General features: G+C 38.6%; 26 protein-coding genes and 1 pseudogene. 11 read left to right on the plus strand and 16 right to left on the minus strand.

What is annotated here, in order from left to right:
• Position 1: 1 nt before the first annotated feature.
• From J7W16_RS00385 to ctaG, 10 genes and pseudogenes are all read right to left on the minus strand, one after another.
• On the minus strand, positions 2-3148 hold the full coding sequence (locus J7W16_RS00385; RefSeq protein WP_210594952.1) for a carbamoyl phosphate synthase large subunit: 3147 nt from the start codon (positions 3146-3148) through the stop codon (positions 2-4).
• Positions 3141-4220, minus strand: a complete 1080-nt coding sequence (locus tag J7W16_RS00390) for a carbamoyl phosphate synthase small subunit (RefSeq protein WP_210594953.1) — start codon at positions 4218-4220, stop codon at positions 3141-3143. The genes J7W16_RS00385 and J7W16_RS00390 overlap by 8 nt, the downstream gene beginning before the upstream one ends.
• A gap of 124 nt (positions 4221-4344) precedes the next feature.
• A complete protein-coding gene (locus J7W16_RS00395; RefSeq protein WP_246879780.1) occupies positions 4345-5511 on the minus strand; it encodes an acetylornithine transaminase in 1167 nt (388 codons plus the stop codon).
• An 18-nt stretch (positions 5512-5529) separates the two neighbouring features.
• Complete coding sequence (gene argB / locus J7W16_RS00400) at positions 5530-6312, minus strand: acetylglutamate kinase (RefSeq protein ID WP_210594954.1); 783 nt, start codon at positions 6310-6312, stop codon at positions 5530-5532.
• A 27-nt stretch (positions 6313-6339) separates the two neighbouring features.
• Positions 6340-7572 (minus strand): bifunctional ornithine acetyltransferase/N-acetylglutamate synthase, encoded by a 1233-nt coding sequence (gene argJ / locus J7W16_RS00405; RefSeq protein ID WP_210594955.1) that lies wholly within the window; start codon positions 7570-7572, stop codon positions 6340-6342.
• 17 nt (positions 7573-7589) lie between these two features.
• The gene (argC, locus tag J7W16_RS00410; RefSeq protein ID WP_210594956.1) at positions 7590-8627 is read right to left on the minus strand and encodes an N-acetyl-gamma-glutamyl-phosphate reductase; all 1038 of its coding nucleotides are present in this window, start codon (positions 8625-8627) and stop codon (positions 7590-7592) included.
• A gap of 311 nt (positions 8628-8938) precedes the next feature.
• Positions 8939-9253, minus strand: a pseudogene (locus J7W16_RS00415) (redoxin domain-containing protein); the annotation flags it as partial.
• Between the two features lie 18 nt (positions 9254-9271).
• Positions 9272-9460 carry a hypothetical protein gene (locus tag J7W16_RS00420; RefSeq protein WP_210594958.1) on the minus strand — a complete coding sequence of 63 codons (189 nt, stop codon included), beginning with the start codon at positions 9458-9460 and terminating at the stop codon, positions 9272-9274.
• Positions 9461-9540: 80 nt separating this feature from the next.
• Positions 9541-10134 (minus strand): SCO family protein, encoded by a 594-nt coding sequence (locus tag J7W16_RS00425; protein ID WP_210594959.1) that lies wholly within the window; start codon positions 10132-10134, stop codon positions 9541-9543.
• Between the two features lie 19 nt (positions 10135-10153).
• On the minus strand, positions 10154-11071 hold the full coding sequence (gene ctaG, locus J7W16_RS00430) for a cytochrome c oxidase assembly factor CtaG (RefSeq protein WP_210594960.1): 918 nt from the start codon (positions 11069-11071) through the stop codon (positions 10154-10156).
• Between the two features lie 160 nt (positions 11072-11231).
• Here ctaG and J7W16_RS00435 point away from each other — a divergent pair, with 160 nt between their 5' ends.
• The 8 genes from J7W16_RS00435 (at position 11232) to J7W16_RS00465 (ending at position 19660) form a co-directional block, all read left to right on the plus strand.
• Entirely contained in the window at positions 11232-12044 is an 813-nt protein-coding gene (locus J7W16_RS00435) for a Cof-type HAD-IIB family hydrolase (RefSeq protein ID WP_210594961.1), read from the plus strand.
• Positions 12045-12100: 56 nt separating this feature from the next.
• The gene (locus tag J7W16_RS22065; RefSeq protein WP_283245996.1) at positions 12101-12235 is read left to right on the plus strand and encodes a hypothetical protein; all 135 of its coding nucleotides are present in this window, start codon (positions 12101-12103) and stop codon (positions 12233-12235) included.
• A gap of 1188 nt (positions 12236-13423) precedes the next feature.
• The gene (locus tag J7W16_RS00440) at positions 13424-14023 is read left to right on the plus strand and encodes a hypothetical protein (RefSeq protein WP_210594962.1); all 600 of its coding nucleotides are present in this window, start codon (positions 13424-13426) and stop codon (positions 14021-14023) included.
• A gap of 171 nt (positions 14024-14194) precedes the next feature.
• Complete coding sequence (locus J7W16_RS00445) at positions 14195-14905, plus strand: AzlC family ABC transporter permease (protein WP_210594963.1); 711 nt, start codon at positions 14195-14197, stop codon at positions 14903-14905.
• Positions 14902-15201, plus strand: coding sequence for an AzlD domain-containing protein (locus J7W16_RS00450; RefSeq protein ID WP_210594964.1), 300 nt, complete (start codon positions 14902-14904; stop codon positions 15199-15201). Before J7W16_RS00445 ends, J7W16_RS00450 begins: the two co-directional genes overlap by 4 nt.
• A gap of 94 nt (positions 15202-15295) precedes the next feature.
• Positions 15296-16519, plus strand: coding sequence for a hypothetical protein (locus J7W16_RS00455; RefSeq protein ID WP_210594965.1), 1224 nt, complete (start codon positions 15296-15298; stop codon positions 16517-16519).
• Entirely contained in the window at positions 16509-19487 is a 2979-nt protein-coding gene (locus J7W16_RS00460) for a DEAD/DEAH box helicase (protein WP_210594966.1), read from the plus strand. Before J7W16_RS00455 ends, J7W16_RS00460 begins: the two co-directional genes overlap by 11 nt.
• 11 nt (positions 19488-19498) lie before the next feature.
• On the plus strand, positions 19499-19660 hold the full coding sequence (locus tag J7W16_RS00465) for a hypothetical protein (RefSeq protein ID WP_210594967.1): 162 nt from the start codon (positions 19499-19501) through the stop codon (positions 19658-19660).
• Positions 19661-19705: 45 nt separating this feature from the next.
• On the opposite strand, the gene J7W16_RS00470 is transcribed toward J7W16_RS00465, so the two are convergent.
• The 4 genes from J7W16_RS00470 to J7W16_RS00485 form a co-directional block, all read right to left on the minus strand.
• Complete coding sequence (locus tag J7W16_RS00470) at positions 19706-20185, minus strand: BsuPI-related putative proteinase inhibitor (RefSeq protein ID WP_210594968.1); 480 nt, start codon at positions 20183-20185, stop codon at positions 19706-19708.
• A 14-nt stretch (positions 20186-20199) separates the two neighbouring features.
• Positions 20200-21027 (minus strand): YitT family protein, encoded by an 828-nt coding sequence (locus J7W16_RS00475; RefSeq protein ID WP_210594969.1) that lies wholly within the window; start codon positions 21025-21027, stop codon positions 20200-20202.
• Positions 21028-21795, minus strand: coding sequence for an esterase (gene yjfP, locus J7W16_RS00480; RefSeq protein WP_210594970.1), 768 nt, complete (start codon positions 21793-21795; stop codon positions 21028-21030).
• Between the two features lie 85 nt (positions 21796-21880).
• Entirely contained in the window at positions 21881-22147 is a 267-nt protein-coding gene (locus tag J7W16_RS00485) for a hypothetical protein (RefSeq protein ID WP_210594971.1), read from the minus strand.
• 121 nt (positions 22148-22268) lie between these two features.
• Here J7W16_RS00485 and J7W16_RS00490 point away from each other — a divergent pair, with 121 nt between their 5' ends.
• Positions 22269-22400, plus strand: coding sequence for a DUF3941 domain-containing protein (locus tag J7W16_RS00490; protein ID WP_210594972.1), 132 nt, complete (start codon positions 22269-22271; stop codon positions 22398-22400).
• A gap of 58 nt (positions 22401-22458) precedes the next feature.
• Here J7W16_RS00490 and J7W16_RS00495 read toward each other — a convergent pair whose 3' ends face one another.
• Both J7W16_RS00495 and J7W16_RS00500 read right to left on the minus strand, forming a co-directional pair.
• A complete protein-coding gene (locus J7W16_RS00495; protein ID WP_346726884.1) occupies positions 22459-22836 on the minus strand; it encodes a rhodanese-like domain-containing protein in 378 nt (125 codons plus the stop codon).
• Between the two features lie 38 nt (positions 22837-22874).
• Complete coding sequence (locus J7W16_RS00500) at positions 22875-23960, minus strand: AI-2E family transporter (RefSeq protein ID WP_210594974.1); 1086 nt, start codon at positions 23958-23960, stop codon at positions 22875-22877.
• A 168-nt stretch (positions 23961-24128) separates the two neighbouring features.
• Here J7W16_RS00500 and J7W16_RS00505 point away from each other — a divergent pair, with 168 nt between their 5' ends.
• A complete protein-coding gene (locus J7W16_RS00505) occupies positions 24129-25508 on the plus strand; it encodes an MATE family efflux transporter (protein ID WP_210594975.1) in 1380 nt (459 codons plus the stop codon).
• Positions 25509-25570: 62 nt separating this feature from the next.
• Positions 25571-26218 carry a GerMN domain-containing protein gene (locus tag J7W16_RS00510; RefSeq protein WP_210594976.1) on the plus strand — a complete coding sequence of 216 codons (648 nt, stop codon included), beginning with the start codon at positions 25571-25573 and terminating at the stop codon, positions 26216-26218.
• Positions 26219-26377 lie beyond the last annotated feature (159 nt).

Consider the following 26377-nt stretch of genomic DNA (forward strand, 5'->3'; position numbering starts at 1 on the left):
CTTAGTTAATGAATTCTTTTTCTTTGACCCACCAATCTTGGATCGCATGATACTGCTGTTTCTTCACATTCATTGCACGAAGCATCATCTCAAGTGTTGTCAATTCCGAAATCACAGCACATCTCTGTTTGAGAGCTTCTTGACGCTTCACTGTACCTTCCTTCGTCCCAAGCTTCGGTAGACTAATCAAGGCAATCGCTTCATTGGACTGAACCCAATCATCAAATGAATTCTCTACTAAATCAAACCCGTACTGTTCTAACTTTCCTTTGTATTTACTGAACTCTTCTTGATGCTCTTGGGCAATATCAATGAAAATGGATCCCTTTTGTGTGAAGAATTTCGGTTTCGATTGTGACCAAACGAACGCTTTAAGAAATGCTTCATCAAGATTATCACTCATACTCATTAATTCACCTGTTGATTTCATTTCTGCCTCAAGTAATGGGTCTAGACCAGCTAACTTTTGGTAAGAGAAAACAGGTGCTTTAACCGTATAGAATCCTGGATCCGGTAAATATCCTTCAGCCAAATGAAGTGATTCTAGCGTCTCACCAAGAAGTAACCTTACAGTGTAATCAATTAATGGCTGCTTTGAAATCTTACTAAGAATTGGCACCGTTCTTGAAGCACGCGGATTAATTTCAATCACATATAATTTTTCTTGAAAGTGAACAAACTGAATATTAAAGATCCCTTTAAAGTCCATTCCTTGTGCAATTCGTTTCGTGTAAGTATAGACAAGCTCTTTCACTTCATCTGTAATACTGTAAGGAGGTGTTACTGCAATACTATCACCTGAATGAACACCCGCACGTTCCACATGTTCAAACATTCCTCCAATACAAATATTCTTGCCGTCTGTTAGTGCATCAATTTCTAATTCCGTGCCTTGGTAATATGCATCAATTAATAATGGATAGGAAATAACCTGCTCTTCATCAGCTAAATAGTCAACAAATTCTTGTTTAGATTGAAAGAGCATCATCCCTTGCCCACCGATGACATAAGAAGGTCGAATCAAGACTGGATAGCCAATCTCATTTGCTTGGTTAAGAGCATCTTCCCCATTTTCCGCAGTAACACCAGGAATATGAGGAACATTGACCTCCTGCATAAACGAATAAAATCTGCCACGATCTTCAAGCTGGTCAATCGTATCTAGATTAGTTCCATATAGCTTTACGCCGGCTTGCTCAAGTCCTTCAACAAGCGAGATCGCTGTTTGACCACCAAGTTGGACAATTACACCCTCTACCTGCTCAAGTTCAATGACATGAAGAACATCTTCAACTGTAAGTGGTTCAAAATAAAGTCGATCAGCTGTTGCATAATCAGTGCTAACTGTTTCGGGGTTATTATTCATCATAATTGCCTCGTAGCCAAGCTGATGAAGACTCTTAATTCCTTGAACAGAACAGTAATCAAATTCAATCCCTTGGCCAATTCGAATAGGACCAGAACCGAGTAATAGAATTTTTTTCTTATCCGATGCCGTGTCTACATCTGACTCTCCAGACCAGCTCGAGTAGAAATAGGCCGTTGATGCTTGAAATTCACCAGCACAAGTATCAACCATCTTATAAGAAGGAAACAGTGATAGCTCTTTTCTTTTTTGCCTTACAACTTTTTCCTCAATATTCCAGACACTTGCTAACCATTGATCAGAGAAGCCTGTTTTTTTGATTTTCTTCAAAAATTCAACATCAATATCTATAAAAGAAATAGCTTGAATTTCCTTTTCTAATTCAACCAAACGGGCAAATGATTTTAGGAAAAATTCATTAACTAGTGTTTGCTCATGAATTTCTTTTAAGCTGACTCCTCTTCTAAGTAGCTCTAATAGAACAAAGAAGCGGCGGTCATCAGGATTGATAACTAGATCCCATAATTGCTCGGTTGTCTTTTTACTTACGGTCGGCAGGGTTAATCCATCTGTTTTCAATTCTAATGAACGTACGGCTTTTTGAATCGCTGCCTCTAAATTACGTTCAATTGCCATCACTTCACCAGTTGCTTTCATTTGTGTACCAAGCTTACGTTCTGCATGGACAAACTTGTCAAATGGCCATCGTGGGAATTTAACAACGATATAATCAAGAGCTGGTTCAAAACTGGCATACGTATGTCCTGTGACAGGATTAATTAATTCATGTAGGTTATAGCCTAAACTAACTTTTGCAGCCATACGTGCAATTGGATAGCCAGTTGCCTTAGACGCTAGTGCAGAGGAACGACTAACTCTAGGATTCACCTCAATAAGGTAATATTGCTTACTGTTTGGATCTAGTGCAAATTGAATATTGCATCCTCCAACAATTCCCAATGCACGGATGATTTTAACTGAAACAGAACGAAGCATTTGATATTCGACATCTGTTAATGTTTGTGAAGGTGCAACAACAATTGAGTCTCCTGTGTGTATACCTACAGGATCAATATTTTCCATATTACAAATCGTAATACATGTGTCATTGCCATCACGCATAACTTCATACTCAATCTCTTTAAAGCCGGCGATGCTTTTCTCGATTAAACATTGACTAATTGGACTAAGTGAAAGACCTGCTTTAATAATCCGTTTTAATTCATCCTCATTCGCTGCAATTCCTCCACCAGCTCCACCTAATGTATAAGCAGGACGAACAATAATTGGATAATCAACCTTATTTGCAAAGTCAATCGCTGCTTGAGCTGTAGTGACAATATCACTATCTGGGACAGGCTCTCCTAATTCATGCATTAAGGCACGAAAAGCTTCACGGTCTTCACCTTTTCTAATTGATTCTATTGGTGTACCTAGAAGCTCGACTTGATATTTCCCAAGTAATCCATGATCGTGAAGGTCCATCGCTAAATTTAAGCCGGTTTGGCCACCTAGAGTGGCTAAAATCCCGTCTGGCTTTTCTTTCTGTAAGATAGCCTCAACACTTTCGATGGTTAATGGTTCAAAATAAACTCGATCTGCACATGACTCATCTGTCATAACCGTTGCCGGGTTATTGTTAATAAGAACGACTTCAATTCCTTCTTCTCTTAAGGCTAAGCATGCTTGTGTTCCTGCATAATCAAATTCTGCCGCCTGCCCAATGACAATTGGTCCTGACCCGATAACTAATACTTTTTTTAGATGTGAATATTTAGGCATATACGTTCTCTCTCCCCTTATGTTGAAGCATTTCTATAAAAACTTGAAAGAGTTGGTCACTATCGGAAGGACCTGGATGTGCTTCAGGATGAAATTGTACAGTGAAAATAGGATGCTTTGTATGAATAAGACCTTCAATTGATTGATCATTAATATTCATATAACGAGCTTCAAATCCAGTACCCGCTAATGATTCTTCTTTGACAACATAACTATGGTTTTGTGATGTCATATACACTTGCTTTGTCTCCATATCAATAACTGGCTGATTCGCCCCTCGGTGACCAAACGTTAATTTCTCCGTATCTCCCCCAAATGCAAGTGCAAGTAGTTGATGTCCTAAACAAATTCCCATCGTTGGAAATTGTTCAGCTACTTTCTTAATTGTTGGTAGAAGAGATTCTAGTTGCTTGGGATTTCCAGGTCCATTTGAATAAAGGACACCGTCAGGGTTTAATTGTTTTATTTCTTGTTCAGTTGTTTGATATGGAACCAAAGTCACCTTACAACCATTTTTCACTAATGAATCAACTATTGACTTTTTATAACCAAAATCAACTAAGACAATATGATGATCTCCTGTACCAAAGGTTTGCGGCTCATCACATGATACTGTTGGCACAACATCGATTTGATCAAGAGAGGTATACTTATCAAATGACAGAGTCGATGGATCTGTTGTGATAATCGCCCGCATATCACCGTGCTCACGAATGCGTTTCACAATGGCTCTAGTATCTACCCCACTAACGACTGGGACACCGTGCCCTTCACAATAAGAAAGTAGAGAAGACCCTGATTCATAGTGGTAGCCCTCACTAGATAACTCACTTACAATCAGTGCATCGACCTGTGGAATCACACTTTCAAAATCAGATTCATTAATACCGTAATTGCCAATTAACGGATACGTAAACACAACCATCTGGCCTTTAAAAGATGGATCTGATAAAACCTCTTGGTACCCCGTCATTCCAGTGAAAAATACAATTTCTCCATGTACCTCTGTCTGATTACTATGAATGATACCTTCAAACATTTCCCCACTCTCTAACACGATAAATCCTTTCATTTCCCCACCCCACAAACGAATACTTATACTCAATTACTAATTTTTATACATCCACTTTCAAAATCAAGTGCCCTAATCGCTCGTTATGCACCATTTTTAGGACACCATATATCTAGCTTTATATTTAAGCGTGAATTTGTTGTTTGTTATCTGTCTTTGTTAGAACCTCTACTAAAATCGCCAATGCACTTTCTATTTGTTGCTCTGTCACGACTAATGGTGGAAGGATCCGAATAACGTTCGGTCCAGCAGGTAAAACAAGGAGACCACCCTCTCTACATGCTTTAATCATTGGAGCAACCTCGATCTCACACGCAATACCGATCATTAATCCAATTCCACGAACCTCTTTCACAATCGATAACGATGCTAGATGCTGTTCAAGCTTCTTCATAAACCAATCACCTTTTGCGCTAACTGCTTTCAACATGTCTGCTGCAAAAACTTCTGTTAGTACAGCTTCAGCTGCTGCCATTGCTAAAGGATTCCCTCCAAAGGTTGACCCATGACTTCCTGGTCCAAAGGCATCTTTAAGTGATGCTTTACCAACCATCGCTCCAACAGGGAATCCGTTGCCAAGGCCCTTAGCTAGAGTGAAAATGTCTGGTGATAATCCCCATTGCTCATAAGCAAAAGCTGTTCCTGTTCTCCCGATTCCAGTTTGTACCTCATCTATAATGAGAAGACAACCGTATGCTTCACAGATTTTCTTTAGAGCGTCAGCAAACTCCTGATCCATAAGACACACGCCACCCTCACCCTGTACAACCTCAACCATTACAGCTGCAGTCTCATTTGTCACTGCCTCTTCTAATGCATGAATGTCGTTAAGGTCAATATACGTAAATTCCTGTAAAAGGGGACCAAACCCAGCATGAATTTTCTCCTGCCCTGTTGCCGCCATCGTTCCGAGCGTTCTACCGTGAAATGATTGATTTAATGTAACTATATGATGCTTACCTGTTGCTTTTCGAGCCAATTTAATCGCAGCCTCGTTTGCTTCGGCACCGCTATTTGAGAAGAAAACATAATCTCCAACACTGTGATCAACCAGCATTTGCGCAACCTTTTCTTGTCCCTCGAGCTGGAAAAGATTAGATACATGCCATAACTTTTCTAATTGCTTCTCAACAGAAGCCAACACCTTTGGATGACAATGTCCTAAGTTACACACAGCAATTCCTGCAACAAAGTCTAAATATTCTTTTCCATCGACATCAGTTAAAACGGCTCCGCTTCCTTTTTCTGCTTGGATTTCCCATTTTGCGTATGTTGGAAAAAGTGCACTCATTATTAGTCCTCCTTATGATTAAACATGTGCCTTCACCTTTGACTTCACTATTACCGTTCCTTTAACTGAACCGTCTTTTCCAACTGTCGTAGCTTTACCATTCATAATCATAACTGATTGAAGTGTATCCGTTAGCGTTGATAAAGCCGCTCTAACCTTTGGAATCATTCCGCCATAAATGGTACCGTCTGAAATATAATTTTCGATTTCAGTTGCGGTTACTTGGTCTAGACACTTGCCATCTTTCAATATTCCATCAACATCAGTGACAAAAACAAGCTGTTCAGCTTCTAGCTCTTTGGCAACAGCTCCAGCTGCACTGTCTGCATTCACATTGTAATGTGTTCCACTTTCATTGATTCCTATAGGAGCTATAACAGGGATCAGTTGTTGATCCATAAGTGAGTTTAATAGAGTTGTGTTAATCATGATTGGTTCTCCAACAAAACCAAGCATTCCCTCATTAACCGCCCTCACTTCTATTAATTTCCCATCACAACCAGAAAGGCCTACTGCTAAGCCACCTGCTCGTTGTATACTTGTGACAACCTGTTTGTTTACTTTTCCACAAAGCACCATCTCAGCTGTTTCTAATACTTCTGATGTTGTTTTACGAAGACCATCTACAAACTCGGATTTAATATCTAATTTTTGGAGCATTTCATTAATCGCCGGGCCACCACCATGAACAATAATAGGCCTTTTTCCGGCTTGTTGCATATTGACAACACTTTGGAAAAATTCATTTGAAAGCTCTGAAATTGTACTCCCGCCACACTTAATGACAACAATCTCTCTCAATTTATGTCAACTCCCCAGTAAAAGCTTTTATGATCGGTAACCGGCATTGATTCGGACATAGTCATAGGATAGATCACAACCCCAAGCCTTTCCTTTGCCTTCTCCTATATGCAAGTCGACCTTAATTTTAATCGTATCATTCTCTTCCATATAGGCTTTGGCTTGTTCTTCAGAAAATGTCACAGGTTGACTATTAATAAGTGTTTGAATAGGCCCAATGGCAATATTAATCGTCTCTGGATCTATTTCACAGCCACTGTAACCAACTGCACAAATAATACGCCCCCAATTTGCATCGGTCCCATAAATTGCTGTTTTGACTAAATCAGAACCCACTACTTTTTTGGCGATTTTTCCAGCGTCCTCGTTTGACAGAGCTCCAGTTACTTCGACCTCAATTAGCTTGGTTGCCCCTTCACCATCTCTAGCAATTTGTTTAGCAAGTGACTCACATGTTTGCTGAAGTGCTTGATAGAAGTCATCCCAGTCTGGATGTGTCGGAGTCAAGTAATCATTCTCTGCTAATCCAGAAGCCATTACAACGACCATATCATTCGTTGAAGTATCTCCATCCACTGTGATGCGGTTAAATGTCTTGTTCGTTATATCCGATAATGCTTGTTGAAGAACCTCTGATTCAATTAATGCATCTGTAGTCACAAATGAAAGCATTGTTGCCATATTAGGGTTAATCATTCCAGACCCTTTTGCCACCCCACCTATTGAAATGGTTTTTCCATTTACTTTTGTTTGGTAGCATACTCTCTTGTTAATTGTATCTGTAGTTAAGATCGCTTGATTAAAGGCCACTGCCGCTTCCTCTGTTGATTCAGGTTGTAAGTTCAAAATACCTGCTGTTATCTTATCCATCGGCATGTATTCTCCAATGACACCTGTCGAAGTAACAGCTGTATAATGCTCAGGAATATTAAAATGCATCGCACTTTCCCTTCGCATTAAATATGCATCCTCAATCCCTCGTTTTCCCGTACAAGCATTAGCATTTCCGCTATTCACGACAATTGCTTGAAGCTTCCCTTCTTCGGCAATGCTTTCTTTCGTCACTTTGATAGGTGCAGCCTGTATTCTGTTGCACGTATACACAGCTGCTGTTGTTGCAGGTACCTCACAGAAAATTGCTCCTAAATCATATCGTTTTCGTTTCACACCCGTATGTATCCCAACGGCTGAGAACCCTTTTGGTGTAACAATGCTGCCATTTTCAAGTTCTGTAACTGTATTAGCAACGATTCCTTTCATGATGAACCACCTTCCTATTAAGGATACATCGGAACAATAGCTAAACCTGTTCCCTCTTCATATCCATTCATTACATTGAAATTTTGAATTGCCTGACCTGCTGCACCTTTTACTACATTATCAATAACTGAGACAACGGTTATTCGTTCTGTTCGTTCATCATAGGTAATACCGATATCACAATAATTACTTCCGTACACTTCTTTCGTAGAAGGGAATTGCCCCATTGGTCGTATCCTCACAAATGGTTCATCTGCGTATACTTGCTGATAAAGGGCTCTTAGTTCTTGCTCAGATGTTTTCTTACTTGCTTTCATATACATCGTTGACATAATTCCACGAACCATTGGAACAAGATGTGGTTGGAAGGTGACAGTCGTAACATTGTTGTTCCATCCGTTTAGAATTTGTTCGATTTCTGGTACATGTTTATGCTGGTTAATCTGATAAATTTTAAAATTTTCATTCATTTCACTATAATGAGTCATCATCGAAGCAGATCGTCCAGCTCCTGATGTTCCTGACTTTGCATCAATAATGATTGAATCGACATCAATTAACTGCTTCTTTACAAGTGGGGCTAGCCCGAGTAATGTTGCTGTCGGATAACAACCAGGGTTTGCTACTAATTTGGCTGAACGGATCTTTTCACGATTCCACTCTGTTAGACCATATACTGCCTGTGTTAGAACAGATTCAGAGGCCGCTTCTCTTTTATACCATTTTGTATAAACAGTAGGATCTGTTAGTCGTAGATCTCCTGATAGATCAACGACCTGGCAACCTGCCCCGATCAATTGCTCTGACACTCCAGCAGAAACCCCAGGAGGTGTCGCTAAAAAGATCACATCGACTTCATTTTTCACATTGCCTATATCAAGGGTTCTTAATTCTTGCTCGTAAATCGATGCAAGATGTGGATACGATTCATGTATATTCATTCCTTCTTTTGATGAAGAATAAAGAACAATATCCTTGATATGTGGATGCAGGTTAAGTAGCCTTAATAACTCTGCACCACCATAGCCTGTAGCACCAACAATACCAACTCTCATTGCAACCTCTCCCTAATCCATTTTATCTCTTTTTTAGTCTTGCTACCCATTATATCTATGTATAAAAATTAATTCAACTGTATTTTTATTTTATTTCTGCCCATTTTAAAATTTCAGAACATTATATTTCTAGCTCACTTTTTCTGTGTCTGTCATCTTCTTAAAAAATGGACTTTAGATTAAATGAGCCCGGGGCAAAAGTATTTGAACTAACTTAACCCCCCCACAACGTAGGATGGCGTAAGGACATCGCTCCGAAATAAAAAAAATGCTACAAAAAGGTCTCGTTAGACCATTTGCAGCATTCTGTATTATTTATTCATTTCTTCAAATTGTTCATGGATTAAGTTAGAGGTTGCCTCTATTTGCTCGCCCCATAAATCATTTTGTTGGCTGTAGATATACCTGCCATCTTTATCCAAAATACTGACTCCTCTATACGAGAGATCATCATTTCTCATTTCAACATGTTCGAGCACTTCATATGTCTCATCTGTTAAAAAGGTTAGATTAAATCCTCCTGCATCCTTTAAGGCTTTAGAATTTTCAGGCGTGTCCACACTAATTGCATAAATATCTGCATCAAGATCATCAAATAAATCCAAGTTCTCTTGCAACTGAACTAGTTGCTTCTGACAAAGTCCTCAGCCTACCTCTGTAAAATGAAATAAAATCGTTGCACGTTCCTTGTTAGTGAGTGTTACCTCTTCACCTTGCTCATTAACTACGACTAAGTCCCCTTCTGGAGCTTCTCCTTGTGTTGAAGAACCACACCCAGCTAATAATAGAAGAGAAAGGATAGCAAATACCCATAATTGTGTTGATCGTCGCATATTACCACCTCATTTCTTAAATCTTACAATAGCAATTAGTTTAATCTTCTAATCAGTATATCGTCAACTAAATTGCATGCTTACTCAATTGTTGCTTTTAAATCTGCAATAATGTCTTCTTGGTTAGCTTGAAGACCATTATATTTTCTAACAACCTTACCACTAGGATCAACTAAAAAGAAGCTTGTTGGATGAATAATATCTTCTTCACCTGGGTCTTGAACAACGGTCGCAAAGCTTTCCTTCGCAAATTCAGATATTTCATCGGAATTATAACCTGATAAAAAATGCCAAGAATTCAAGTCAGCACCTACATTGGTTCCATATGACTGCAATACTTCAGGTGAGTCCGTTTCTGGATCAACGGTAAAAGAAACAAATGTTACTGGTATCTCGTCGTTAAGCATGGCTGTTTGTAGTCTTTGCATATTTGGCGTCATCGTTGGGCAAACCGTTGGACATGAAGTGAAGATCATGTTTGCAAGCCAATACTGACCTTCAAGCTGCTCTGTTCCATAACCTTCGCCAGCTTCGTTAGTAAATTCAAATGGAGCGACCTGAATATCAGCACTTGAAATATCAAATTCTGACGACTTACCATTTCCAAGCTCATACACCCATCCACAGCCACTTAACACGAGAATGAGCAATAATGTTGCTACTATTTTTCTCATAAAATCATCCTTATCTTTTCTATGGTCTAACAGTTGGAATATCACTAATTGTCAATGGGCCATCTTGTTGCTTTTCTTTCTTTAACCATTGTTTAAACACATAGCCAATCGCGATACCATATACAAGTTCTTGCATAACCTTCATCATAACTCCGGCTAGTTGCTGATCCATTCTCGCATCTAAAAAGGCAAAAGAACTTGGACCAGAAAAGAGGGTCATCGGAACATCAACACCACTCGGCAAACAATAAGACATTACCGTTGCCCATATTGCAGGATCGGTGTAGGTACTATACATCGCTGAACCTGCAAAAATAATTAATGCACATGCTGGAGTAATTAATAGCCCATTCGCAAAAATATAACCGATTCTCTTTAAATCTGACAACGGTGAAAGATTAGGAAGAGGCGCAATCATATGCCACCACATTAACAATGACGCAGCTAATAACAAGTATTCGTACAAGCTATGCAACACCGTTGCTTGCATTAAGGTGTCAAACATAAAAGGAAGATGGTAAAATGAAAAAAGCCCATTAAATAAAAAGAGTGCTACGATTGGACTCCAAACAAATTTAAATATGTTCCCAAGTAATCGATTTTCATATTTATTAACGATCGCTTGTAAAAACCATGCTGGTAAGCCCAGCAAAATAAGAGGTGTTGCTACAAAGTATGCGAAAACCATCTGCAGCATATGGAAGCTAATCATCAAGTGACCAGCGATATATAGCGGACTTCCCCATCCTAAGTAAAGGGCGAGAAGTCCAAAGAGAAAGTAGATCTTTTGTCTATTTTTAACAGGTGTAGAACCACTAAAGCGATTCCGCCATTTTGTTATAAGTAAAAAGTAAACCACAGCAACAACAATTAAACCAAGCAATAACTCCGGTGTCCATAATGCACGAAAGCCAAAGTTTTCATTAAGTTGCTCCACTTTATTTCCTCCTTTGTGGATAGATACTAACTAATTATGTCCATGCTAGTATCATATCATATCTCACAAAGAAATTATTTGAACGAATCTAGACAATTTACGTTTTTTAGGTACTTTTTGTACATGCTCTTCAATAGTCACAATACGAAAGGAAGATTGGATGAAGAAACAGCATTTAATTGCCCTTGATCTTGACGGGACACTACTCACTGATAATAAAACAATTTCTGATAAAACAAAGTTAACCATTCAAAAGGCAAGAAACGAGGGACATCTTGTGATGATCTCGACAGGTCGACCTTACAGAGCAAGCGTCGATTACTACAAGGAGCTGGAGTTGGACACAGCAATCGTTAATTTTAATGGTGCTTTTGTTCATCATCCGTTAGATCAGTCTTTCGGTACATATCATTCACCACTAGACCTCGCTACAGCGAAAACGGTTATTGAAACATGTGAAGCATTTAATGTTAGTAATATTATGGTGGAAGTGATCGATGATTTCTATCTACGAACATTTGATGAAGTCATGGTTAAGACCTTGCTTGCAGGACAAAACCCTGTGGAGCATGGCAATTTACTGCATATACTTAAAGAAGATCCTACAAGTATTCTCATTCACCCACAAGATCATCATGTGGCAGAACTACGTGATCTTCTCAAGGAAGCTCATGCAGAAGTGATTGACCAGCGTGTATGGGGTGCTCCTTGGAATATCATTGAAATTGTTAGAGCTGGGATGAATAAGGCTGTAGGTCTGAAAAAAGTTGCCGACTATTACAATATTCCAAAAGAACGTATTATCGCCTTTGGGGATGAAGACAATGACTTCGAAATGATTGAGTATGCTGGACAAGGTGTCGCAATGGCAAATGGGATTGATCAATTAAAATCACTCGCAAATGCGATCACGCTATCAAATGAAGAGGATGGAATTGCCGTTTATCTTGAAGAAGCCCTTTCATTGAAATAAGAATACATACAACGGATTCGGTCATGCTATAAAAAAATGAAGGAAGTGACCTAATCATGACTCCTAACAAGAAAAATGAAGAGATCATAAACAGCCGTCTTAAACAAACATCTAAATCAAATCGAATTGATACAGTTACAACTGGCGATATGGCATTGGAAAAAGCCACACGTAAAGCGTTAAAGGATTAACTAGTGTGAGTTCTAAACGATATGGATCTATGTTTTAACAAAGAAGAAAGTCAAAATACAATTGTCATGATAAGTCGCTCCGATCACGCTACCGGGATGGGGGGCAGCACCCGCCGGAGGGCATGGAACTAACCGGCTTCGCCGGTGGATTTCCATATTGCCCTTATTTCCTGCAGGAGTCGGCCCTCTCCCATCCCGTCCGCTTTTTCAGAGCTGGAATGGGAAACTATTTTCTTTTCCTTTAGAGACACAAATTGCTTATCGTTTTTGTAAACTATTTCAGGCACAGTTTATTTCCTCTTTTATCTACTTAGTAAATTAGTAATTCATATACCTAAATATCACGTGAGTCGTTGTTTGGAAGGAAGAATAAGAGACAGGAAAAGACCCATAATATGGATCATCTTTTCCTGTCTCTTATTTGTTTTTCTCTTTTTCATGATTCCTTCAAAATAACTACAAAAATTGCAGTGACACCCGGTAGTTTCAAATCAAGAGAATAGTTATATTATATTTTATTTAACAAGTTGAAGGGTACTTCGTTATACTAAGTACGGTTTGAGAACTCTTACGGACATATGATCCCTTAAACCTCAATAATTCCCCTTCTTTACCATGTTTACGGACATATGATCCGTTATTTCATATAAATCGTAAAGAAATGCCACTTATAAGAGCGAATAACGGATCATATGTCCGTTACTACACGAATTCTCGTTTTTCTCATTGTTTAGCGGAACCAATGTCCGTAAGCAAGTCTAGGATCTAAACCACGTCCCTTTTATAAATTCCGAGTAGAAAGAACGTCTCCACACGTTCTAGTTATAGCAGAAGTTAAGACAAAACAACTGTTTCTCTCAATGCTTTGCGAGTTCACTAATGAAACCTTTTGCAGTGGCTTCAGGAAAGGGGCAGGTTGAAATCCACCACCCGCACAGCCGGTTAGTTCAACGCCCTCCGGCGGGTTTGTGCCCCCCATCCCGGGAGCATGTTCGAAGAGACTTTTTTCAGCCACCTATCTATTTCTAGCTTAAGCTTGTTCAGCCATTTACCAGTATTCATCATATTATTTTTTCAGCCCAAATTGTCCCAAACTAGGCGTTTTGCTTCTTTTTTTTCGGGTTCCCACATATGATAAAGCAACCTAACTCATTTGAGTGCGAAGCCGTTAAAAGGAGTGTGCATATCATGAGGAATTCGTTTATTGATGTGGAGTTTACAGATGTTTATATTGAGTTATCCAAGCCTGTGCTACATCAGTTTATTAAAAGAATGATGGGTCAGCACTATTCCCTTTATTGGCGCTATGATGCCAAGACGATTTATCTCATGGTTGAATTGGATGAATCGGTACATGAACTTCCCTTTCTAAGAAATACTGATTTTCTTACCCTTTCAGCTAGCTCTCTCCATATTTATGATGAAGTATTAGCAAGCGCTTTGGAAAAGCTTATTCAACATCAAAAAGGCACTGGAATTGTCAAACGTTCTACTGAGGGTCCTCTTTACATCACCTCTTACCAATCAGGCGATATTGAGTCCATGATCGAAATTGATGGGAGTGAAAAGGTTATGATGAATAAAAACGGGTCGATGATTCAGTACAAAGATGACGGAAAGGCATTGGAGCCTAAAACCATTTTTAACATGATGAACCTTGAAATTGATTATGTGCTTATGGAACTACATGAAGCATTAATTGAATCAAATGATTATTTAGTTGATACCCATAAAAAGAAATTAGAAAAGTTATTATCAAGACGTGAACAAGTCGAACAACTTCTTTAATCCTAATCAAGGATGAAAAAAGCAAGCACAAACGGTGCTTGCATTTTTTCGGGACCGCCCACCTCTTTATCTTCCCATTTCATTACAAATTAGTCTTGTCCTTCTTTTTTATCTCCCTTACAATCATGATACATATCTTATTCGTTACGAATTGAAAGGAAGTCAATTTTAATGGCAACAACAGCATTACTAGAACAAAAAAAACCTTTTACACGAGGCTTGATCACCGGAGCTTCCATTGCACTTGGTTATTTACCTGCAGCTCTTACATTTGGTTTCCTAGCAAAAAGTACAGGCCTATCCTTTGTTGAAACAATGGCAATGAGCATTTTCGTCTATGCAGGTGCCGCACAATATATGGCTTTGACTCTTATAGCTCTTGGTACTGGTGCACTTGAAATCATTTTTACAACCTTCATTGTTAATATACGCCATCTTTTGATGAGTGCCTCAGTCCAGAATCAAGTTGAGGAAGAACATCCTATCATTAAGGCCATTTATTCATTTGGAATGACAGATGAAGTGTTTGCTGTGACAACAACACAAGAGGGCACATTAAAAACTGGTTTTATATTTGGTGTATCCGTCATTGCATACGCAAGCTGGGTTGTGAATTCAGGAATTGGCTTTCTCGTAGGAGCCTTATTACCTTCTGCCCTTCAACAAAGCATGGGAATTGCCCTATATGCTATGTTCATTGCTTTACTCGTACCTTCCTTACAAAAACATCGTAAAGTCATTTATTTAGCTCTTAGTGCTGCACTGCTCAATAGCTTCTTTAGTTTCTTTTTACCTAGTGGATGGTCGATTATATTGGCAACTCTTCTAGCGTCGAGCGGTTATGAGCTAATTTCAAGAAATAGAAAGGATTTGCAAGCATGAATATCTTACTCGTTATAGCTGGAATGGCAATTGTCACATACATACCAAGAATGCTTCCACTCGTCTTTATGGATGTCGAAAAAATTCCTTCCTGGCTTCAATCAATTCTACGTAATGTCCCTTACGCTGCACTGGGAGCCTTAATCTTTCCAGGTGTGTTGACTGTCAACGAAAATATCTGGTTTGGTATCATTGGAGCGGCAACCGCACTTATTGTCGCATTGCTTGGAGCAAATCTAATTATTGTTGTTTTAAGTAGCATTTGTGCTCTCATCGTTCTTTCCACGCTTCTTTAAAACTTTATCTATTATCCGCCTGCCCTTCCCTTCTTCACTTAGAAACGATACAATGGAAGAATGGATTCTTTTCCAACAAAGAGGTGAATGGACGATGGCAAACTCTTTATATATTGAAATGGAACAAGACGTATTATATACATATAAACAAATTATCTCTTCTCGTTACGTAACAAATAGGTCACTTGAGCTTATAACAAACGATGCGAAGAAGAGAATCTCCGTTCGAGCAGCGACGTCAGCTTGGCGTCCCTTACTCGGCTATATCGATGGCGTGTTCCGGCTTTCTTTTGAAAAAAAGTCTTATCATGAATTTGAACGTCGCTTTTTATACTTATTTGAAGCTCTTAACGACGATTTACTCGAAGTAGCGCCATATGATGATCAAGCCTTTTTAAAGGCACTGATTCGTCTAACGATCGAATATGCTCATGTCGAGGAATCACCTTGGCCTGAAATATTGTTCCAACATACAAAGAAAATGGAGATTGCACAAATTGAATATATTTATGATGAACTTACTGCAATAGATCAAAAAGCATGTTCGCGATCTCTAGCAGTGATTTATTCTTATATTTCAATTGTTGTTGGTAAAGAAATGACTGCCCTAACCTTATTGACGAATCAACCAAGTACCTTCACTGAACAAGAACTCCATCCTCACTTCGCTTTACTGAAAAAACGCTCACGATGGAGAACACTTGATCAATGGTTTAAGAAGTTATTCCCAAAACGAAATCATGGTCAATTCGGTTCACTGCAACCGATATGGGATGAATTACAAACTGCTTATTCATCTAATTCCGATCAACAAGAATCTATTTGGAATAGATGGCTGTTATCCCCAAATGATCAACGATTTCTACAATTATGTCGTCATTTACAGAAAGAACAGGAGCATGCTCTTGTCGAGCAGTTACTCCCTGAACTTGAAAAACGTCTTCATCAGTTAGAAGCAGCCAAAACCTATGAAAAATGGCTGCTACGCTATAAAAAATTCGACCTAGCCAAGGAGTATTTTTTGAAACATGAGCTAGAGCCTCTAAGAATGCGCAATGAAAAGGTAGAGCTATTAGATGCAATTAGTAAAGAACAACCGTTATTAGCTCGCCCGATCTTCCATCAAATGGTCGTTCGTTTAGTTGAAAAAAAATCAAGGGTTCACTACCAACAGGCTGCTTCCTACATTAAAAACCTGCAGCTACTATATGTAGGGCCTGAGGAGGAAGAGCGGTTTAAATACTTCCTTACTAAACTAAAGAAACAGTATCGAACGTATCGAGCGTTCGTAGAGGAGCTGAAACAAATTGACCTCTAACGTCATCGTACATGGTGGGTGGCTAAATGATTCCTTCTTCATATGGGGAGAACAGCCACCTACTTCACGTTTTGATCAGATTGTGAGTTTTCAATATCCGTTTTTATATTCACCTTTTGAATTAAAACTGTTGTTATTTCGAAATGACCCTATCTCCTTTTATGGAACTTTTGTAGATGAAGATAAGGCAATCATTGATGTTCCAATCAAAGCAAGACAATATGCTTCCTTGGCTGGACAGACAACGATCTATCAAGCCGAATCTACGATGGAACTCTATTCTTTCCCCATTGAGGGCATTATATTTTCAGTAGAATCACTTATCGAGCAATTAGCATTTTTTGATAGCATTAGAGAAGATCGTGCAATCACACTCGCACCAGACTTTGTAAAATGGTTAGACCTAATTGATTTCATTAATGAAATGATCGCAGAGGGGCATTTCTCACCAACAGAGTTAGGTAATTGGCAGCTTGATTCCTTTCCCTATACAGCTTGGTTCTCATCAATTCCTCGCTCCGGTCGTGCCATTCGTCCAAATACCGCTTATATTAACAGTCAAGAGAAGGAAATGACACAACACCAGTTTCAAGGAATTGTCAACAGTATTGCTGACTTGACCATTCGTAAGCTTTTAAAACGTTCTTCCATCAGACCTGCTTACTTAACTTGGCAGCAATCACTCGAGCCAGGACTACAGAAACAAGTCAAAAAACTTGAAGAAGACGGGATTATCCACTCAACACTTGCAACAGAGGATTTTCAAAAACAAATTGGTGTACTTGAGGTGAAACCTTTCTTATCTGGACTTGCCTTAAAGGAACCAACCACAAAGGACGGCAAATGGAAAATTTCGCTTTGTATGGTTGACCGAAAACGACCATCATTAATGGTTGAAATGGATCAGCTCCAGCAGGGTGAACACCCTTGGCACGAAAATCCAATTGCACAATTAAAGATTGACTTAGCAAAAGCTAAAGAACAATTGCCTCTTCTGTCCTCACTAAGTCTATCTGCACCAGTCATCATGCTAGACGTTGAGGAAGCCTATGAATTATTTACAAATGAGGATCAAACGTTAAAACAAATTGGTTTTCGTTTAATTGTGCCTAAGTGGATGAATGAACAGAAAAAGCCTCGAGTGACAATGCAAATTGAAGAGGAGCAAGCGGGATTAACAGCTAGTGAACCTCTATTAGATTGGCAAAGTGTTGCATCATTTACTTATGAAGTTGCACTAGGTGATCAAAAAATTACTCAGGCAGATTTTGCAAAATATGTGGAGAATCAAAAGCCCTTCTTATATGTAAATGGTGAATGGATATCGTGGGACCGTTCGCTCGCCGAACAGCTTAGAACATACCTAGATAATATTGAAGGAAAAACCTCCTATTTAGAGACATGGAGAATGGATCAAGAGGACGAATTAGAGGTTATTGGACAAATTGACATTGGTGTAACTTGGGGAGATCAACTAACAAGCACACTTAAAGAACTCTACTCAACAAATCCTTCAACAATACCAATTCCAAGTCGCTTTTCTGGAGAACTAAGAACCTATCAGCATGAAGGTGTTTCATGGTTAGCCCATTTAAGACGGGCTGGTTTTGGAGGTTGTCTTGCAGATGATATGGGGCTAGGAAAATCTGTACAAACGATTGTTTATATGCTGTATGTAATTGAACAACAGCAAAGAGAAAATAGTGATCAAGCACCTTTTTTACTAATCTGTCCTACTTCATTAATTTATAATTGGGTGGAAGAATGTGAGCAGTTTGCTCCAACATTACGTGTGTTTGTTCATCACGGCCATATTAGACTTGATGAAGACATGTTAGATTCCCTTAAAGATTGGGACCTAGTCATTACATCCTATCAACTTTCAGTTCGTGATGAGGAATTATTTCAACAAGTACGCTGGAACGGTCTTATTCTAGATGAAGCACAGCATATTAAAAACATTGAGACAAAACAACGTCGTGTGATCAAACAAATCAAAGCGATCCATCGGGTTGCCCTTACCGGAACCCCAATCGAAAATCGATTACGTGAGCTTTGGTCACTTCTAGATGTTCTCAATCCGACATATCTAGGTTCCTACCGAGATTTCCAGTCACGCTTTATGAAGCCAATTGAACGTGATCGAAACGAGGAACAGCTTAAGAAATTACAAAAGTTAATTCGACCACTCATTTTAAGAAGAAAAAAATCAGATCAGTCGCTTGATCTTGGACTACCAAGTAAAAACGAAGCGATTCATCGCGTACACCTTAGTGTTGAACAAGCCGCCCTGTATCAAGCCGTTGTAGAAGATATGATTGCTAAATTGGATGAGGTTACTGCATTGGAAAGACGTGCTCTTATTTTGCGGAGCTTAACTAAACTCAAACAAATTTGTAATCATCCTGCTCATTTTCTAAAAGAACGTTCGATTGCCGAACACGAATCGGGAAAATGGGATGAGTTAATGTCATTAACCGATCAAATGCATCGTAATGGCCAGAAGGTGCTAATCTTTTCTCAATACAAAGAAATGGGTTACTTAATGGCGGCTCATATTGCTGAGCGTTATGATCAGGAAGTTCCATTCTTACATGGTAGTTTAACGCGAATTAAAAGACAAGAAGCTATACAAACCTTCCAGAAAAATGAAAAGGTCCAGTTCTTTATCCTTTCATTAAAAGCTGGTGGGGTCGGCTTGAACTTAACAGCTGCTTCTAATGTCATCCACTATGATCGTTGGTGGAATCCGGCCGTTGAAAATCAAGCAACAGACCGTGCCTATCGAATTGGTCAAACAAAGGATGTCACTGTTCATAAATTAGTTACAGTTGGAACACTTGAAGAACGAATTGACCGAATGCTTCAGCAAAAGCAAGCCTTAGCCGATCATATTTTAGCTGCTGGTGAACAGCGTATCACTGAGCTGTCAGATGATGAAATTATTGATTTGATTAAACTTTCATAGGGGGAACTTTTATGAAGAAGCTAGAAGAACCTTTTCACTCCTTTTGGTATGGAGACCGTCACGAAAATAATCATAATGAGAGACCACAACAACTACCACCTACAACTGAAGAACCGTATCATTTACTGAAAAAAGCAATTCAAAAAGAAGCACAAATGTTAATAGCTAAATAAGAAGAGGTGTAACGAATTACTTTTCGTTACACCTCTTTTGTTACATTATTTCACTTCAACCATCGTCACTTGTTTGAAAATACTATCAGCAACACTCTCACCATTCACTGCAGCAACAACAAGCTCAGCCGTAAGTTCGTACTCCCCTGCCAAAGTACCATCAAGAGGAATCAATTGTTCGTACGTTTTAGATTCACCTGGCTCGAAGCCTTCAGTGATAATCGCCATTGTGAACATTTTACCATCCGAATAACGATATACTTCTTCTCCATTTGAACGCAACACTACTTCATACTTTTGTCCTGAAGAGAAATCAATGGACTGCTTTTCTTCAAGATTATTGGTTACGGTCATTTTCACATGTAAAGCTGACTCGTCCTGTTCTGTCGTTACCTCAAAGCCCCAGTCTTTCAATTCATTTTCCTCCTCATCCACTTCTTCTATAACAGGTGCATTTACACTTTTACCACATGCCGATAATAGCATGAGCAGAGCTAGTATTATAAACAAATACTGTTTTTTCAATTAGGTTCACCCTTTCATTCTTTGCGAAATAACCCAAAAATCCCTGCCGTTTCAATGATATTTGTAAATGCCTCAGGATCAATTTCCTTTATTATCTGCTTTAGCTCATATAATTCATAACGTGTGATAACGATCATCAAAATTTCCTTATCGTCTGCTGAATATCCACCTTTAGCCGGGATTCGTGTAACACCCCTTGTTATACGCTCGTAAATGGCCTTTATGAGTAATTCCGATTGTTTCGTGACAATCATTGCGGTTAACTTCACATGTCGCGTATAAATCGCATCAATGACGCGTGAGGAAACATACAAGGTGACAAGTGTGTAAAGTGCCTTCTCAGGATCAAATAACCATCCTGATGTTATCACAATTATACTGTTAAGTGCGAAGAAATATATTCCAACTGGACGATCACTAAATCTCGAAAGCACTAGTGCAACAATATCAAGTCCACCTGAAGAAGCCCCCCATTTCAAGGTTAGTCCAGCACCAACGGCAAGTAGCACACCACCAAAAACCGCATTCAACAAAATATCAGGAGAGAATTGCCAAACTGGAAGAGCCTCTAGAAAGAATGTTGTTAGGACAACATTTAAAAAACTGTAAATAGTAAAGCTTTTCCCGATTTTCATCCAGCCAAGAATCGTGACTGGAATATTCAGTAGCAATAAGATAATCCCTGTTGAAATCGGTAAGACTGTAGCTAGTAATTGTGATATCCCTGTAAATCCACTAGCAAATACATTAGCTGGTATTAGAAAAAAGTTCAATGCTGCTGCAATAATAAATGCACCAGCAATATTAATAATTACTTTTTCAGCTTCTTTTCTTAACTCCATTTAGGAAACCTCATCGTTGGATAAATGACGTTCAAACCACTCTATTGACGATAGAACAGCTTTTCTTGAGACTTTGTGAGCAGTTCGCTCCTCTGACAGGAATTTCAAGTGCTGTGGATGATCTTGATATCTGCTTTCGAGTTCTTGATATAACTTCTCCGAAAATGGATATGGTACAACCTGATCCTCTTTTCCATGCCATATCAGGAGCGGTCTTCCATCGAGCTTGTCAAATTGTTCCGATAAATCAAATGGTTTAATTTGACTAAGAACATGGTTCTTCATTGACTCGACATCTAATCCCCTATTTTCAACAATCGAAAGCTGAGCATTCATAAATGCTTGGTAATACGCTGTTCCCATAAAGGACACGGCTGTTTTAATCCAATCGTATGTCGCTAGGGCACCGTACATCGTTATGGCTCCCATCGATGTACCGATAACACCAATTTGATCATCAATAAGTCCTCTTCTTTTTAACTCTTCTTTCATACCTTCAAGTTCTTTAATTGAATTAATTACAATTTCCCAGAATTTCAGATCACGGTCATTCTGATCATTTTGTCTTTCCCCGTGGTGTAGAGCATCTGGTAGGATGACGCGGAATCCTTTTTCTGCCAACAAGTAAGCAATATGTAGATTATGTTCCTTTGCACTTGTATAGCCGTGAAAAAAGAAAATCGTTGAAAGCTCCTTATCCTCACTTCCTCCCTTTACTACATGTAACGAAGGAACGCCACCTATTGATTCATTTGTTATTAAAATCATTTAAACACCTCATCACTAATCTTTTTCCTTATTATAGCATTTCCATTTTCCATATAAAAACTCAAAGCACAACAAAAGAGTCGCATTAGCGACTCTCTTGTTGTGCTTTGTTATAATATTCAACACTCGTTAAGGCACCTTCACTAACCATTTTATTATCTGCATAATCATATGGTCTAGAATGTCCTATCGATTTCTTTTCCACTTTATCCTTTACAGGTGTATGGCTCAAATAACTTCTTACCTGTCTATATTTGTTGCGAAGCGATTGACGGAGCTCTTCATTTCGTAATAATAAAGTCGTTGTTCCTGCTGCACTTGCGACAAATACTAACGTCTTTTTCATTTTCATGATTATCTCCCCTTCATTTAATACTTACTTATCTATTCCCACAAGCTGTTTTTCTAAACATTTATAGGATTTGATGAAAAAGGATACTCTAAAATAAGACTTAAATGAAAGAGGTGATTGTATGTCTCGCACTGGTGATAACAACAAGAAGAAAAAGGATAATAATGCTTTAAACCATCAAAAAAATGAGCAAGCTTTAGACAACGCTCGTCACGGGAAGCACACCTACTCTAAGAAAACAGATCATCTTTAAAAAAGAAGAGGATGTTTGCGGGACGGTCGTTGACCATTTGCAAACATCCTCTTATTCATTATTTTTGCTTCAATTCTTTGCTATCCTTGACAATCCATTCGGGTCCTGTCTGCACATCCCCCGTCCAAGCAAGCATACCACCAGAATAGTTCATTACATGTTGGAAACCTTGTTCCTTCATATATAAAGAAACATTTTGACTGCGTCCTCCACTTCGACAAATAAAAAGATATGTTTGTTCTTTATCCATTTCATTTGCAAACTGCGGAATTGTATTCATCGGAATCAAAGGGATACCAGGAATATGACCTTGATCATATTCATCAAGTTCACGTACATCGATAAAAACAATGTCCGATTTCTTCTCCAACAATGCCTTTAATTCGTCCACTTCAACTTGCTTAATACCATCTTGTTCAAAAGTCAAATCGTTCACCTCTTTCTAAATTAACATACAAACTTATTCGGTTCATGTCAATCAACTGGTTTGCTACGTAACCCCCATAGTCTATAGGAATGAGAAACAATGACTTTTCCTACTGCATATGTAGGAACAGCTAATAATAATCCCAGCACCCCTGCAAATTGCCCTGCAACTAACAATAACAAAATAATTGTTAAAGGATGTATATCTAGTTTCCGTCCCATCACCTGTGGTGAAATTAAGTTACTTTCAATCTGTTGAACGATCAGAACGGCAATAATGACGAATAAGGCCATTAGCGGCGAGTCAAGTAATCCGACAATTAACCCTGGGAATGTTCCAATCCACGGACCGACAAATGGAATAACATTTGTAAACATAGCCACTAGAGCAAGCACAAGTGCATATTCGATCCCTATAATTCGATACGCGATATACATTAATATACCGACACAAACACTTACAATGATTTGTCCTTGTATATATGAACTAAGTGCATTGTCCATATCTTTTAAGATACGTTCTCCTTCATGTCTTTGCTTATTCGGTAGCAATCGTAACACTTGTTTCGGTGCTTTTTCCCCTTCTTTTAGCATGTAAAAAAGAATGAAAGGTATAATTACTAAGATAATGATCACATTCGCAATAAAACCTAAGAAACTCGCAATATTTGAACCAATTGTTGAGGCAATTTCATTCAAGTATTCAGCAAAATCGGTCGTGATCCGTTCAATTGAAAACGTTTCTCCTTGTTGGAATCTTGATATGTATTCATTTTCTTGCAACTCTAAAAACATCGATTGAATTTCTCTTATAAAATAAGGCATGTTACGAACCAGACTGTTAAATTGCTTTTGAAGCTCAGGACCGATCAAAAAGATAAGAATTGTAATTAGGGCAATCGCTCCTAAATAGAGAATTAGAATCGATAAGCCTCTTGGAATCCATCTTGATAATAAATTAACAAAAGGACGTAATAAATAAAATAATACTCCCGCTAAAATGATCGGTGCAAATAAGGTCTGCACAAAAACAACAATAGGCATGAATACCCAATCAATGAGAGTACCTAGGTAAATAACTAGAAAAACCATAATAAGCCCGAGTAATATTCTAAACCAACGACTTTTTAACATTTAGACTCTCCCCTCCTTAAGTAAATTATACGAGTATTATACCATTTTCATCCATAGGAATCTTAACTTAATTGAACAATCCCTATATTTTGTTAAAGAGATTTCTACACACAAGAGATCCTTTCTGAAGTATAATTTCATAGTATTTCAAAGAATTGGGGTGTAGATATGTCCTCTACAAAAAAAAACATTAGAAATCTTTCTCTCTTTGCCTTAACTTGGCCAATATTTATAGAAATCATGTTGCATATGATCATGGGGAATGCTGATACATTAATGCTCAGTCAGTACTCCGATGATGCCGTAGCAGCTGTTGGCGTAGCTAATCAAATCTTAATGTTTGTTATCGTCATGTTTGGTTTTATCGCGACCGGTACTAGCGTTCTCGTTGCTCAATTTCTAGGGGCAGATCAAGAAATAGAATCTGGCAAGGTGGCCGTTGTATCAATTGCCGCAAATCTCGTTTTAGGAATCCTATTAGGAATCTTTCTTATTTTCGCTGGACCAAAAGTATTACTCGCAATGGGATTACCTGAAGCTCTTCTTCCTCAAGCCAGTATGTATTTGATGATTGTTGGTGGATTCTCTTTTCTCCAATCTGTTTTTATGACCATCGGTGCGATATTAAGAAGCTATCAGTTTACAAAAGATGTCATGTACATCACCATTGGGATGAATATATTAAATATACTTGGAAACTATTTATTTATTTTTGGTGCTTTGGGCTTTCCTGTTTTAGGAGTGACAGGTGTTGCCATTTCTACAGTAGTAAGTCGAATCATTGGTCTACTTGTGATTTGTTTTATTCTACACAAAAGGATTAAAAACAATCTGCCATTTTCATTTTTGTTTAAGCGGTTTCCCAAAAGACAATTACGTGATTTGTTAAAAATAGGAATCCCTTCTGCTGGTGAACAACTTTTCTATAATGGTTCACAACTTATTATCACCTATTTCATACTTAAAATTGGTGCTGAGGCATTAACGACCAAGGTCTATGCACAAAACATTATTATGTTTGCCCTTCTTTTTGGGATTGCAATCGGACAGGGCACACAAATTATCGTAGGCTATCAAATTGGAGCACAGCAAATTGAAGCAGCCTATAAAAGATGCATTCGAAGTTTAAAAATGGCTATTGTCGTTTCTATTCTTCTATCAGGTATTTTTTATCTAGTCAGCAATCCCATTTTGCATATTTTTACTGATGACAAGGAAATTGTTGCATTAGGAAGCCTGCTTATTTTATTAAATATCATTTTAGAGCCAGGTCGTTCCTTTAATCTCGTCGTCATTAATTGCCTACGAGCAGCGGGCGATGTAAAATACCCTGTCTATCTCGCAGTCCTGTCAATGTGGGGAATAAGTATCCCAGTTGCCTATTTCTTTGGTATTTACCTTGAATGGGGACTTGTTGGGATCTGGATGGGGATGATTGCTGATGAATGGTTGCGAGGATTCCTCATGCTAATGAGGTGGAAAGGCGGAAAATGGCGTCAGATGGCCTTTGTTCAATCAAAGAAGGAAGAGAGTGCTCTCTCATCTTAAAAATTACTCTATGACTTTCTATGGTTTTCATGTAGAATTTATAAGAAGGAGGAGGAATCACTATGAAAAAACGACTATCTATCTCTCTATTAACTCTATTCTTACTTTTCCTCACGGCGTGTGGTCAAGGTGAGAGTCAAGTCGAGCAAGAAGAACCACTTATAAGTGGAAATGATACTGAGGATGTAACATCAGAGCAAAGCGAAGTTGAAGGAAATGAAAATGAAGTGCCTGCCGAAGAGTCCTCAGAAGAAGAGTTGAATACAGAAGGATCTGCTGTTGAAGAGCCTGAGTCACAAACAATACATTTATTTTTCTCTGATGATCAAGTAATGGATATGTATTTCGTTGAACGTTCTGTTGAATCTGACGCAGAACAACCATTGCAAGAAGCGTTAGAACTATGGATTGCAGGGCCAACGGAAGAAGGATTAGTATCACTTGTTCCAGAAGACACGACAATTCAAAGTGTTGAGATTATTGATGGCACCGCACATGTCTCATTTTCTGAAAATATACTAGAAGCTCAAGTAGGATCTGGTACAGAAGAAATGCTACTCCAGCAAGTTGCCCTAATCATGGAGCAATTCGGCTACCCAAAAACACAGCTTCTTATTGACGGTGAGGTAAGACCACAATTTTTTGGTCATATTGATACAAGTCAGCCAATCGTTGCTGACTCACCAGATAACTACGAAAAGAAAGAATAACCTAACAAAGGTCACTGAAAAGGTCTGGTTTATGCCTACTTCAGTGGCCTTTTCTTTTACCTTTTTTATGTTTTTTCAATCTAAAGTCGAACGGTCAGCTCCACAGATCTTTGGTTTCAGTTTTAATATAATAGTTAATAGCCCTCCTAAAAAAATATC

The organism is Halalkalibacter suaedae (genome assembly GCF_017939705.1).
GTDB lineage: Bacteria > Bacillota > Bacilli > Bacillales > Bacillaceae_D > Halalkalibacter > Halalkalibacter suaedae.